Below are 11,945 nucleotides of genomic sequence, written 5' to 3' on the forward strand. Positions count from 1 at the left end.
GCCGCCGAGGTACTGGCCGCCGGCGGCGCCCCCGCCGACCTGGCCGAGCCCGCGGTCGCCGCCCTCGGTGAGACCGCGGCCGAGCAGCTGCGCGAGGACCCGTGGGCCGTGCTCGGCCTGCCCGGGGTGCGCCCGGAACAGGCCGACGGCTTCGCCCGTGGCCTGCTCGGCCCCGCCGCCGGGCCGGGCGACCCGCGCCGCGCCGCCGCGCTGGTGCCCTGGGTGCTGGAGCAGGCCGCGCTGCGCGGCCACTCCGCCCAGGAGATCGGCGAGGTTGCGGCCGGGCTGGAGCGGCTCCGGCTGCCGGACGCCGCGGCCGCCCTGCAGGAGGCCGTGGTGGACGGCCGGGTGATGGCCTTCCAGGAGGAGCTCCCCGGCCACCACGGCAACGACGAGGAGGAACCGCCCACCCGCACCCTGCTCGCGCTGGAGCGCCTCGCGCTCGCCGAGGAGAGCCTCGGCGAGGCCCTGGTGCGGTTGCAGTCCACCCTCGTCCCGGGCAGCGGCGGCGCGGAGCCGGAAGACACCGAGGACGGCGGGGACGGCGGGGACGGCGAGGAGTCCGGGGACGCCGAGGAGGTCTCCGCCGGGCCCGTCGCACCCGGCCCGGACGCCTGGGAGGCCGCCGCGGCGGCCGCGCCCTCCTCCTCCGCGACCGCCCTGGTCCGGGCCGTCGCCGAGAGCGCCCTGGTCGTGCACACCGGCGGCGAGGCCTCCCGCGCCGAACTCGCCGCCCTGCTGCTCGCCGCCGACGGCCTCGGCCTGCGCGCCTGGGCCGCCGCCTGGACGGACCACGGCCGCACCGTGCTCGCCGGCCTGCTCCCCGGATCCCCGGCGGCCGAGCGCCTCGCCACCCTGGCCGACCTGCTCGGGCCGGGTGGCCCGGGCCGCGCCGAGGACGGCACCCTCGCCCTCGACCTGCTGGTCGTCCCGGACGCCCAGCTGCTCGACGCCGAGCTGGCGGCGACCCTGCTGGAGGCTCTCGCCGACGGCACCCGGCTGGTGCTCAGCGGCGACCCGAACCAGCTCTGGTCGGCCGGCCCCGGCCGTTTCCTGGCCGATCTGCTCGCCGCCAAGGCCTGCCCGGTCGTCGCCTCCCGCACCCCGGACGAAGGTCCGATCGGCGAGCTGGTGTCCGGCATCTCGATCGGCGAGCTGCAGCCCGTCGACGCGCCGGACAAGGAGGTGGTCGTGCTGGCCGTCCAGGACGCCGGCGAGGCCGTCCACCGGGCCGTCCAGCTGCTCGCCGACTCGATCCCCCGGGCGCTCGGCATCCCCGCGGAGCAGGTCGTGCTGATCACCGCGGGCCACGGCGGCGGCGCCGGCACCCGGGCGCTGAACGCCGCGGCCAAGGCCCGGCTGAACCCCGGGCCGGGCACCTTCGGCGGCTTCGACCCGGGCGACCGCGTCGCCTGGTCGCCGGCGCCCGGCACGACGCTGCCCGGCCGGGTCGTCGACGGCGGTGCCGCCGGCCTGCACCTGGAGCTGTCCGACGGCAGCCGGCTCACCCTCTCCCCCGCGCAGACCGCCCGGCTGCGGCACGGCTGGGCCCTCACCGCGCACCAGGCGGTCGGCCGGCGCTGGCCCGGCGCGGTGGTCGTGGTGCCCGGGGACGCCGCCGCGGGCCTCACCCGGCAGTGGGTGTACACGGCCTTCGGCCGGGCCGAGCGCCACCTCTCGGTGGTGCACCCGTCCGGACCTGCGCTCGCCCAGGCGGTGGCCGAGCGGCCGGCCGCGCCGCGCACCACCCGGCTGCGGGCGATCCTCGCCGAGCAGACCGGCCAGGAGGGCTGAGCACGGTCGCACGCGCCGGAGGGGCGGGGCCGTCGGCCCCGCCCCTCCCGCACTCACGGCCCGGTCACCCGGCCCGGGCCCGCGCCCCGGTCACTCGGCCCGGGTCACGACTCCGGCTCGAAGGCGTCCGGGTCGTCGTCGTACACCTCGCTGATGTCGAACCGGCAGATCAGCAGTTGCGGGTCGGCCGCCTCGAACGGCTCGGGCAGCCACTCGCCCGGCTCGGAGGGCTCACTGGCGGAGACCCACAGCGTGGAGTCGCCCTCCTCCAGTCCGAACTCGTCGCAGCGTGCGGCGATCTCGTCCGGCTCGTACTCGCCGAAGAGCACCCCGATCGCCGCGTTCACGCCCCCCGCGGTGCCACCGCCCGGCGTGAGCGAGTCGTCCACCCGCTCGGCCTGGGCCCGCAGCCGCTTCGGGTCGGCCACCAGGTAGTCCCGGCGGATCAGCACGCTGATCGCCTCGGGCTGCTCGGGCCCGACGTAGCCGCCCTCGCTGCCGTCGCCCGGCACCTCGAAGGGGGTGACCTCGTCGTAGACCTCGTACAGCAACTGGTCGTAGGTGATTGCCGCCGCCGCCAGATCCTCGTACGCGGCGACCACGGCCGGATCCCCCTCCTCGGTGGTGCCGGCCACGGCCTCAAGGTGCCGGTCGATCGCGGCCTTGACCGCCTCGGCGGCGGCCCGTACCTCATTGATGGTGAGCTGCGCGGCATCAGACATGGTGCAGACGCTATCCCGCCCCGGTGACCGCACGCACAGGGGTTGTCACCTACGCCCGCGAATTCACGACAACTTCCGCCCCGATGTCCGATCCGTGTGGTTCTGTACCTGCCGGACGGCGCCGTTCCGGGCCCCCGGCGGATCCCGCACCACCTGCACGGCAGCCCGTCGGCCGCCCTCCGGCATCGACCGCCCCGCGCCGGGGTATCGCTCCGGCATACCGGAACTGAGCGCATGTCAGGGTGGAGCGGCAGCGACCGGGGCGCGGGGCCGGGCGGACGCCCCGCGCGCCAGGTCCGTCCGTCGGCGCCACGCCGTAGGCTTGCGTTCAGGCCATGGCACGGAGGCAGGAGGAGAACTTGACCCCACCCAAGCTGGTCCGGACCCCCGAGTACGAGTACCAGTCGCTGCGCCTGCCGCGCGGCACGAGCCGCAACGCGGCCCGCCAGCTGCTCACCGAGCACGCCGAGTATGGCCACTGGGAGCTGGACCGGCTGCGCCTCTACCCGGACGGCAGCCGGACCGTACGGCTGCGCCGCCGGATCATCCGGCAGACGCGCAGCTGGTGAGCGCGGGGCCCCGGCACGGCCACTGAGCCGCGGGGCCGGGGAGGGTCGACGGCCCCCGGACACGGCCGTGCGCCCGTGGGCAGCCCCGGGTGCGGCCGGGACGGCCCCGGACGCACGGCCGGGGTTGGCGGAGGACCTGCTCAGCGCGCGCCGGCGCGGGAGCGTCGGTAGAGCACGCCGCCGCCGAGCAGCAGCGCCAGGCCGGCGGGGGCGATCAGCTCCAGGCCGGAGGCGCCGGTGGAGGCCAGGTGGTCGGGGGTGGCCACGGTGACCGGCGTCGGGGTGCCCTCGCCCCCACGCGGGGTGCCGCTGGGCGGCGTCTCCGGGGTCTTCGGCGGGGCGGGCGGCGGGGTCTCGGTGCAGCCGCACTCCTCCGGCTTGGTGGGCGGCGGCGGGGTCTCGTGGACGTGGGTGTTGCCGCAGGAGTTGCCGTACGCGGGGTTGCCCAGGCCCACCACGTCGACCGTGTTGCCGCAGGCGTTGACCGGCGCGCTGACCGGGACGCTCACGGTGTTGCCGGAGACCACGCCCGGCGAGCCGTGGCTGCCGCCGCTCGCGGAGGACCCGCCGGCGTGGGTGCCACCGGTGCCCGTCGACGCGCCGGAGCCGGTCGAGCCGCCGGAACCGGTCGAGCTGCTGGTGCCCGTCGAAGCACCGTGCCCCTGCGAGACGTTGCCGCACTGGTTGCCGTACGCCGGGTTGAGCAGCCCGATCACGTTGACGGTGTTGCCGCACGCGTTCACGGGGATGTCCACCGGGGCCTGCACCGTGTTCCCGGAGCCGACGCCGGGAGAGTTCGCCGCGACACCCTGGGCCTCGCTGCCTGCCGCGTACGCGTAGCCCGCGGTGGAGGCCAGCACACTGCCGGTGGCGACGACGGTGAGGATTCCCCTCTTTGCGACCTGTCGCATTGACTCCCCTGATTCGATTCGTCCGATGGTCTGAATTCCTGACGAGGTCCTCGCCCGTACACCGGACAACGAGCGGTGCGGCGATAAGTTGAACCCGATGCCGAGGCTTCATCCGATCGAGTGAGCGGCGCGCCGGAATTCCTTGCCGCGCACAGACGGACGTGCCCCCGGGCGGGATTCCCGCCGCCCGGGGGCACGCGTCGGAAGACCGGGATCAGCGCCCGGAGACCGCTCAGACGTTGGCGCAGCTGTTGCCGAACGCCGGGTTGAGCAGGCCGATCACGCTGATGGTGTTGCCGCAGACGTTGACCGGGACGTGCACCGGCACCTGGATCAGGTTGCCCGACAGCACGCCCGGCGAGCCGGCCGCGACGCCGTGGGCGTCCGCGCCGTGCGCCGAAGCGGCACCGGCGCCGGCCAGCACCAGACCACCGGTGGCGGCGGCGACGGCGGCGATCTTCTTGACCTTCATGGGTCCTCCTGGTTCATGTCGGCAGCCCGTTCCCCCGGGCTGCACACAGGAGTGAACGAGACTGCTGCGAACGGGGTACGGAGAAGGTTCCGCATTCACCCGCAACGGTGATGATCCGAACAGGTACCCGACCATGGGAAAGCGCGAGGAATCGTTTCTTCAGAGCTTTTCGAGGACGTCCCAAATCATTCCCTCGTACCATGCGAACGGCCCGCCCCGGAGAACTCCCGGGGCGGGCCGCGGCGGTCGGCCGGAGCCGTTCCGACGGACTCAGCAGGCGTCGAGGAAGCGGTCCAGCACCCGCACGCCGAACTTCAGGCCGTCCACCGGCACCCGCTCGTCCACGCCGTGGAACATGCCGGCGAAGTCGAGGTCCGGCGGGAGCTGCAGCGGGGCGAAGCCGAAGCAGCGGATGCCGAGGTCCTGGAAGGACTTGGCGTCGGTGCCGCCGGACAGGCAGTAGGGGACGGCCCGGGCGATCGGGTCCTCGGCCCGCAGCGCCGACTGCATGGCCTCGACCAGGGCACCGTCGAAGCCGGTCTCGATCGCCTTGTCCGAGTGCAGGGTCTCGCGCTTGACCCGCGGGCCGAGCACCGAGTCCAGCTCGGCCAGGAACTCCTCCTCGTAGCCGGGCAGGAAGCGGCCGTCGACGTGGGCGGTGGCCTGGCCGGGGATGACGTTCACCTTGTAGCCGGCGCCGAGCATGGTCGGCTGGGCGGTGTTGCGCAGCGTGGTGCCGATCATCTTGGCGATGCCGCCGAGCACCCGCAGCGTCTCGTCCATGTTCTCCGGGTCGAGCTTCACGCCGAGGGCGTCCGAGAGCTCGTCCAGGAAGGCACGGACCGTCTTGGTGATCCGCAGCGGGAACTGGTGCCGGCCGAGCCTGGCGACCGCCTCGCACAGCTCGGTGATGGCGTTGTCGTCGTTCTCCATCGAGCCGTGTCCGGCCCGGCCCTCGACGGTCAGCCGCATCCAGTGCATGCCCTTCTCCGCCGTCTCCACCAGGTAGAGCCGCACCTGGTCGTTGACGGTGAAGGAGAAGCCGCCGACCTCGCCGATGCCCTCGGTGACGCCCTCGAACAGCTCCGGGTGCTTGTCGACCAGGTAGCGGGCGCCGTACGTGCCGCCCGCCTCCTCGTCGGCGACGAAGGCCAGCACCAGGTCGCGCGGGGGCTTGCGGCCGGTGCGCAGCCGGTCGCGGACGACGGCGAGCGTCATCGCGTCCATGTCCTTCATGTCGACGGCGCCGCGGCCCCAGACGCAGCCTTCGGCGATCTCGCCGGAGAACGGGTCGTACGTCCAGTCGGCGGCGTTGGCCGGCACCACGTCCGTGTGGCCGTGGATCAGCAGGCCGGGCCGCGAGCGGTCCTCGCCCTCGATCCGGACGACGGTCGAGGCCCGCCCCTTGGCCGACTCGTAGATCTTCGGCTCGACGCCGAACTCGGCCAGCATCTCGGCGACGTACTCGGCCGCCTTGCGCTCCCCCGGCCCGGAGCCGTCCCCGTAGTTGCTGGTGTCGATCCGGATCAGGTCGCGGCAGATGTCGGCGACCTCCGACTCGGCCGTCACCTTCGGGACTCCCGCCCGCTCCGCATTCGGCTCATTCACGGCCACTCCTCGTCTCCGGCCCGCCCGACGCAGTTCGGCGCCGCCCCCGACCCCACGCCGGGGCACCGCGGGCACCGTCCCGCCATCCTCCCCCAGCATCCGTCGCGCCCCAAGGCCATCCGCCCACGGATCGAAGCCCGTCGGCACCCCGCAGGGGCGGTTTTGGGACCGCAAGCCGATCTTTGCTACAGTTGAGCACGTCAACGCGGCACGGAGCCGCGGAGACGACACCCCGTCCGGGTGGCGGAATGGCAGACGCGCTAGCTTGAGGTGCTAGTGCCCTTTATCGGGCGTGGGGGTTCAAGTCCCCCCTCGGACACCAGTACGGAAGATGCCCGACCAGAGCGATCTGGTCGGGCATCTTCCATTTTCCGGCGCAGCCCTCCCTGACCGCCCTTGCCGGCCCGTTGCGCCGATCTGCCTCCCGGGTGCGCCCTCCGGTGCGGCCCGCGCCTCCTCCGGGGCACTCTCCCGGCACCTCTCCCCTCCCTCGGGCCCAGCAGCCCCCTCCGCGCCAGCCCGGTACCTCGCGCGACCACTGTGCACTACGCTATGCGGTACTGACGTACCGCTTCGAGTACCACTTGGAGTCCGCCATGGCCGTCGACCGGCTCCTCCCCACCCAGGAGGCCGAGGACCTGATCTCGCTCACCCGCGAGATCGCCGACCGGGAACTGGCACCGCGTGTCGACCGGCACGAGAACGACGAGACCTACCCCGAGGGCCTGTTCGCCCTGCTCGGCAAGGCCGGCCTGCTCGGCCTGGCCTACCCGGAGGAGTACGGCGGCGGTGGCCAGCCGTACGAGGTGTACCTCCAGGTCCTGGAGGAGCTCGCCGCCCGCTGGGCCGCCGTCGCGGTGGCCACCAGCGTCCACACCCTGGCTTGCCACCCGCTCTACGCCTTCGGCACCGAGGAGCAGAAGGGCCGCTGGCTGCCCGACATGCTGGCCGGTGCCGCGATCGGCGGCTACAGCCTCTCCGAGCCGCAGGCCGGCTCCGACGCCGCCTCGCTCAACTGCAAGGCCGAGGCGGTCGAGGGCGGCTACCGGATCACCGGCACCAAGGCATGGATCACCCACGGCGGCAAGGCGGACTTCTACGCACTGTTCGCCCGCACCGCCCCGGGTGGCAAGGGCATCTCCTGCTTCCTCGCCCCGGGCCGGACCGAGGGCCTGACCTTCGGCAAGCCCGAGCGCAAGATGGGCCTGCAGGCCGTGCCCACCACCTCCGCCTTCTGGGACGGCGCCGTGATCGACGCCGACCGCCTGATCGGCACGGAGGGCCAGGGCCTGCAGATCGCCTTCAGCGCCCTCGACAACGGCCGTCTCGGCATCGCCGCCTGCGCCACCGGCCTCGCCCAGGCCGCGCTGGACGCCGCGATCGACTACGCCAACGAGCGCACCACCTTCGGCCGGAAGATCATCGACCACCAGGGGCTGGGCTTCCTGCTCGCCGACATGGCCGCCGCGGTCGACTCCGCCCGTGCGACCTACCTGGACGCGGCCCGCCGCCGCGACGCCGGCCGCCCGTTCAGCCGGCAGGCCAGCGTCGCCAAGCTGGTCGCCACCGACGCCGCCATGAAGGTGACCACCGACGCCGTCCAGGTGCTCGGCGGGTACGGCTACACCCGTGACTTCCCGGTCGAGCGCCACATGCGCGAGGCGAAGATCATGCAGATCTTCGAGGGCACCAACCAGATCCAGCGCCTCGTCATCAGCCGCGGCCTCGCCCGCTGACCCGTCCCAACGCCACCGAGGAGACTTCCATGGACATCACCGGTTCCGCCGCCCTGGTCACCGGTGCCGCCTCGGGCCTGGGCGCGGCCACCGCCGCCGCCCTCGCCGCCCGCGGCGCCACCGTCTACGGGCTGGACCTGGACAAGGCCGTCGCCGCCGCCGGCCCGCAGCCGGACGGGGTCACCCTGCTCCCGGCCGACGTCACCGAGGAGGGACCGGTCCGCGAGGCGCTGGCCCGGATCGAGGCCGACGGCGCCGAGCTGCGGCTCGCCGTCAACTGCGCCGGCATCGCCCCCTCGGCCCGCATCCTGGGCCGCAAGGGTCCGCACGACCTCGACCTGTTCCGCGCGGTCCTGAACGTGAACCTGCTGGGCACCTTCAACGTGATGCGGCTGGCCGCGGAGGCCATCGCGCAGCAGGGCGCCGACGAGAACGGCCAGCGCGGCCTGATCGTCAACACCGCCTCGATCGCCGCCTTCGAGGGCCAGGTCGGCCAGATCGCCTACGCCGCCTCCAAGGCCGGTGTGGCGGGCATGACGATCACGGCGGCCCGCGACCTCGCCCAGTTCGGCATCCGCGTGGTCACCATCGCCCCCGGCATCGTGGACACCCCGATGATGGCCGGCTTCGGCGACGAGGTCCGGGCCGGCCTGGCCGCGAGCGTGACCTTCCCACAGCGGCTCGCCCGGCCGGAGGAGTACGCCCGCCTGGTCACCATGATCACCGAGCACGACTACCTCAACGGCGAGACCGTCCGGATGGACGGCGCGCTGCGGATGACCGCCCGCTGAGCCGTTCCCGTCGCACGCACGAGGGCCCGTCCGGTCATCGCGACCGGGCGGGCCCTCGGCCGCGTTCAGACCTTCAGGCCGGCCCTTCAGCGACGGTTCTTCAGGGACGGTCCTTCAGGGACGGTCCTTCAGGGACGGGAAGTCCGACTCCCAGTACTCGTTCGGGTTCCGCGGCTCGCCGTGCTGCTGCTCGTGCTGCCGCAGCTCCACCCGGCGGATCTTGCCCGAGACGGTCTTGGGCAGATCGGCGAACTCCAGCCGCCTGATCCGCTTGTAGGCGCTCAGCCGCTCCCGGGTGAACCGCAGGATGTCGCAAGCGAGGTCGGCGCTGGGCTCGCGGCCCTGCACCAGCACCACGAACGCCTTGGGCACCGCGAGCCGCACCGGGTCCGGCGAGGGCACCACGGCGGCCTCCGCGACGGCCGGGTGCTCGATCAGCACGCTCTCCAGCTCGAACGGCGAGATGCGGTAGTCGCTCGCCTTGAACACGTCGTCGGCGCGGCCCACGTAGGTGATGTAGCCGTCCGCGTCCTGCGAGGCGACGTCGCCGGTGCGGTAGTGGCCGCCGCGCATCGCCACGGCGGTCTTCTCCTCGTCGCCCGCGTAGCCGCGCATCAACCCCGCCGGACGCCGGGCCAGGTCGAGGCTCAACTCGCCCTCCTCCGCGTGGCGGCCCTCGGTGTCCAGCAGCACGACGTGGTAGCCCGGCAGCGGACGGCCCATCGAACCCGGCTTCACCGGCTGGCCGGGGCTGTTGCCGATCTGTGCGGTGGTCTCGGTCTGCCCGAAGCCGTCCCGGACGGTCAGCCCCCAGGCCTTGCGCACCTGATCGACGATCTCCGGGTTGAGCGGCTCCCCGGCGGCGACCAGCTCCCGCAGCGGCAGTCGATGTGCCGTCAGGTCCGCCTGGATCAGCATCCGCCACACGGTCGGCGGCGCGCACAGGGTGGTGACGCCGCAGCGGTCCAGCACCCCCAGCAGCCGGTCCGCGTCGAATCGCGCGTGGTTGAGCACCAGCACGGTCGCCTCGGCGTTCCACGGCGCGAAGAGGTTGCTCCACGCGTGCTTGGCCCAGCCCGGCGAGGAGATGTTGAGGTGGACGTCCCCCGGCTGCAGGCCGATCCAGTACATGGTCGACAGGTGCCCGACCGGGTACGAGGTGTGGGTGTGCTCGACCAGCTTCGGCCTGGAGGTGGTGCCCGAGGTGAAGTAGAGCAGCAGCGGATCGTCCGCCGGGGTCTCGCCGTCCGGCTCGAAAGTGGCGGCGGCACCGTCCGCGTCGGTGAACCGGTGCCAGCCCTCGGGCTCACCGCCCACCGCGATCCGCAGCTCCGCACCGGGAAGCCCGGCGAAGCGGTCCGCGACCTCGGCGGCGGCGATCACCGCGCGCACCCGGCCGCGCTCCAGCCGGTCGCGCAGGTCGTCGGCGCTGAGCAGCAGGGTGGCCGGGATGACCACCACGCCGAGCTTCATCGCCCCGAGCATCGCCTCCCACAGCTCGGGCACGTTGCCGAGCATGACCAGCATCCGGTCGCCGCGCCGCAGGCCGAGCGACCGCAGGTGGTTGGCGACCTGGTCGGAGCGGTGCGCCATCTCGCGGAAGCTGCGGGTGTGTTCGGTGCCGTCGTCGTCGATCACCCGGAGCGCGGGCCGGTCGTTGCCCTCGGCGATCCGGTCGAACCAGTCGAGCGCCCAGTTGAAGGCCGCCGGCTGCGGCCAGCGGAACTCCCGGCGGGCGGCGTCGTAGTCGGTGCGGTGGCGCAGCAGGACGTCGCGGGCCGCGAGAAAGTCGTCGACCGAGCCCATGGCCTGTCTCCTCGGTGGTGATCGGAACCGTCTCTCCCGCTCATCCTGCCGCCGGGGCACCGGCCTCCGCCGGAAGTTCGCGAACGTGTCCGAACTCCCCTGCCCCACCACCGCCCCCGGCAGCGGAGTCGACGAACTTCCAGGTGATCCCGTCGACCACCCCGAGGTCGGGGTCGGCGAGCCGCTGGAAGGCGGGCCGGCTGAGGTCGATCTGCTCGGCCGGGCAGCCGGGGCACTGGTCCCGGACCGGGACGGTGATGCTCCGCCCGCGGTAGCCGACCTCCACCGAAATTCCGGTACAGAGCGGGTCGTTGTTGGGATCGGCGGTCGTCCACCAGGCGGCGGGGACGGCGACCAGGTCCTCGGTCGCGGCGTCGATCGCCGTACCGCAGGCGCCGGTGCCCTCATCGTCGTACCAGGTCATCCTGCCCGTCCTGGACTGGCCGACGGGGAGGCCGGCCACTGCTGCCCCCGCGCCCAGGACGGGGACGACCGCCGCGCTGACCGCGGCGGCGGTCCACCTCCGCATTCCCCGGCGGACAGTGGGGTTGACGCCCACTCAGACCCGGGCCGCCGCTGCCGACCCGCTCGCCACGTCGCCCTCGACCAGCACCTGGAGGACCTTGGCGGCGGCGGCCCGGTAGACCTCGTCGGCGAGTTGGGCCGAGGCGCCGCCCGCCTGGAAGTACCAGAAGGTGAGGACGGCCGGTCCGATCCGCTCGACCGCCAGGTAGCCGTTGAGCAGGACGCCGTCGAGGACGCCGTCCAACCGCACGGCCGTGGTCGCCAGCCCGCCGAAGCGGATCGGGGTGAGGGTGAAGGTGACGGCGGTCGAGTCGCCGGTGAAGGTCAGCGCCTCGCAGGAGCGGAGCGCCTGGGCGACCTTGGCGTGGTCGTCGGCCAGCGCGCCCTGTTCCTCGGTGAGCAGCGACTCGCCGAGGTACGGGCTGGACTCGGCGGTCGTGAACTCGGTCTGCTCGCGGACGGCTCCGGGCCGCGGCTCGCCCTGGCCGTTGAGGATCGCCGAGAGCAGCGGGCACCCGCTGGTGCCCTCGTCCTCGGCGCCGTCGGCCGGGAGGGTCTCGGCGAAGGCCGGGCCGAGGTCCTCCGTGGTGAGCAGCGCGCTGCGCAGGTCCTCGGAGGTCGGCAGCGGTGCGGCGGCCGTGGGGCTGCCGGCGGAGGCGGGCGCGGGGGCCGAGGCCGGGGTGGGGTCACCGCCGGATCCGCTGCAGGCGGCGGTGCCCGCGAGGGCCAGGGCGAGCAGCGGGGCGGCCAGCAGCCGTGCCCGTACGGGCCGGCCCGCGGGCCTGCTGTGGGACCGGTACTGCCGGGCGGTCGCCCGCGAGGCATGCATCAGCGGCACCTTCCGAAGGTCGCGCCCCTGCCCACGATGGTCGCACCGGCGGCCCGTGGCTGCCCTTCGGCCGACCCCGTCCGGGTGCGCGGCGGGGTCAGGCCGGCCTGCTGCCGCACGGCGGTGGGCCCCGTGCACGCCGGTCGCCCGGTCGGACCCGAGCCGCTGCGCCGCGGCCCTCC

11 protein-coding genes and 1 tRNA gene are annotated in these 11,945 nt (G+C 73.9%); 5 read left to right on the forward strand and 7 right to left on the reverse strand.

The window, feature by feature from the left end; all coding sequences use genetic code 11:
- On the forward strand, nt 1–1,794 hold a 1,794-nt coding region (locus tag KSNIM_RS08355; protein ID WP_263102587.1), incomplete at its 5' end, for an AAA family ATPase.
- Between the two features lie 104 nt (nt 1,795–1,898).
- On the opposite strand, the gene KSNIM_RS08360 is transcribed toward KSNIM_RS08355, so the two are convergent.
- Entirely contained in the window at nt 1,899–2,516 is a 618-nt protein-coding gene (locus KSNIM_RS08360) for a hypothetical protein (RefSeq protein ID WP_263102588.1), read from the reverse strand.
- A 359-nt stretch (nt 2,517–2,875) separates the two neighbouring features.
- Here KSNIM_RS08360 and KSNIM_RS08365 point away from each other — a divergent pair, with 359 nt between their 5' ends.
- A complete protein-coding gene (locus KSNIM_RS08365) occupies nt 2,876–3,085 on the forward strand; it encodes a DUF5703 family protein (protein ID WP_411543675.1) in 210 nt (69 codons plus the stop codon).
- 140 nt (nt 3,086–3,225) lie between these two features.
- Here KSNIM_RS08365 and KSNIM_RS08370 read toward each other — a convergent pair whose 3' ends face one another.
- From KSNIM_RS08370 to KSNIM_RS08380, 3 genes are all read right to left on the reverse strand, one after another.
- Complete coding sequence (locus tag KSNIM_RS08370) at nt 3,226–3,996, reverse strand: chaplin (protein ID WP_263102589.1); 771 nt, start codon at nt 3,994–3,996, stop codon at nt 3,226–3,228.
- Nucleotides 3,997–4,228: 232 nt separating this feature from the next.
- The gene (locus tag KSNIM_RS08375) at nt 4,229–4,468 is read right to left on the reverse strand and encodes a chaplin (protein ID WP_263102590.1); all 240 of its coding nucleotides are present in this window, start codon (nt 4,466–4,468) and stop codon (nt 4,229–4,231) included.
- 270 nt (nt 4,469–4,738) lie between these two features.
- Complete coding sequence (locus KSNIM_RS08380) at nt 4,739–6,076, reverse strand: M20/M25/M40 family metallo-hydrolase (RefSeq protein ID WP_263102591.1); 1,338 nt, start codon at nt 6,074–6,076, stop codon at nt 4,739–4,741.
- Between the two features lie 234 nt (nt 6,077–6,310).
- On the opposite strand from KSNIM_RS08380, the gene KSNIM_RS08385 reads away from it, so the two are divergent.
- The 3 genes from KSNIM_RS08385 (at nt 6,311) to KSNIM_RS08395 (ending at nt 8,603) form a co-directional block, all read left to right on the forward strand.
- Nucleotides 6,311–6,398, forward strand: a tRNA-Leu gene (locus KSNIM_RS08385).
- A 274-nt stretch (nt 6,399–6,672) separates the two neighbouring features.
- A complete protein-coding gene (locus KSNIM_RS08390) occupies nt 6,673–7,812 on the forward strand; it encodes an acyl-CoA dehydrogenase family protein (protein WP_263102592.1) in 1,140 nt (379 codons plus the stop codon).
- A 29-nt stretch (nt 7,813–7,841) separates the two neighbouring features.
- Nucleotides 7,842–8,603, forward strand: a complete 762-nt coding sequence (locus KSNIM_RS08395) for an SDR family NAD(P)-dependent oxidoreductase (RefSeq protein ID WP_263102593.1) — start codon at nt 7,842–7,844, stop codon at nt 8,601–8,603.
- Between the two features lie 114 nt (nt 8,604–8,717).
- On the opposite strand, the gene KSNIM_RS08400 is transcribed toward KSNIM_RS08395, so the two are convergent.
- From KSNIM_RS08400 to KSNIM_RS08410, 3 genes are read right to left on the reverse strand one after another with little or no spacing between them, the layout of a single operon-like run.
- A complete protein-coding gene (locus KSNIM_RS08400; RefSeq protein ID WP_263102594.1) occupies nt 8,718–10,409 on the reverse strand; it encodes an AMP-binding protein in 1,692 nt (563 codons plus the stop codon).
- A gap of 40 nt (nt 10,410–10,449) precedes the next feature.
- The gene (locus KSNIM_RS08405; RefSeq protein ID WP_263102595.1) at nt 10,450–10,938 is read right to left on the reverse strand and encodes a cysteine/serine endopeptidase inhibitor; all 489 of its coding nucleotides are present in this window, start codon (nt 10,936–10,938) and stop codon (nt 10,450–10,452) included.
- A gap of 30 nt (nt 10,939–10,968) precedes the next feature.
- On the reverse strand, nt 10,969–11,763 hold the full coding sequence (locus KSNIM_RS08410) for a hypothetical protein (protein ID WP_263102596.1): 795 nt from the start codon (nt 11,761–11,763) through the stop codon (nt 10,969–10,971).
- Nucleotides 11,764–11,945: the final 182 nt, after the last annotated feature.

The sequence above is a fragment of the Kitasatospora sp. DSM 101779 genome (assembly GCF_025655475.1).
Taxonomy (GTDB): domain Bacteria; phylum Actinomycetota; class Actinomycetes; order Streptomycetales; family Streptomycetaceae; genus Kitasatospora.

What these genes read in the sequence shown, in the direction of transcription:
- KSNIM_RS08360 (WP_263102588.1), bottom strand. Translation starts at nt 2,516, where the DNA reads ATGTCTGATGCCGCGCAGCTCACCATCAATGAGGTACGGGCCGCCGCC.
- KSNIM_RS08370 (WP_263102589.1), bottom strand. Translation starts at nt 3,996, where the DNA reads ATGCGACAGGTCGCAAAGAGGGGAATCCTCACCGTCGTCGCCACCGGC.
- KSNIM_RS08375 (WP_263102590.1), bottom strand. Translation starts at nt 4,468, where the DNA reads ATGAAGGTCAAGAAGATCGCCGCCGTCGCCGCCGCCACCGGTGGTCTG.
- KSNIM_RS08390 (WP_263102592.1), top strand. Translation starts at nt 6,673, where the DNA reads ATGGCCGTCGACCGGCTCCTCCCCACCCAGGAGGCCGAGGACCTGATC.
- KSNIM_RS08395 (WP_263102593.1), top strand. Translation starts at nt 7,842, where the DNA reads ATGGACATCACCGGTTCCGCCGCCCTGGTCACCGGTGCCGCCTCGGGC.
- KSNIM_RS08400 (WP_263102594.1), bottom strand. Translation starts at nt 10,409, where the DNA reads ATGGGCTCGGTCGACGACTTTCTCGCGGCCCGCGACGTCCTGCTGCGC.
- KSNIM_RS08405 (WP_263102595.1), bottom strand. Translation starts at nt 10,938, where the DNA reads ATGCGGAGGTGGACCGCCGCCGCGGTCAGCGCGGCGGTCGTCCCCGTC.
- KSNIM_RS08410 (WP_263102596.1), bottom strand. Translation starts at nt 11,763, where the DNA reads ATGCATGCCTCGCGGGCGACCGCCCGGCAGTACCGGTCCCACAGCAGG.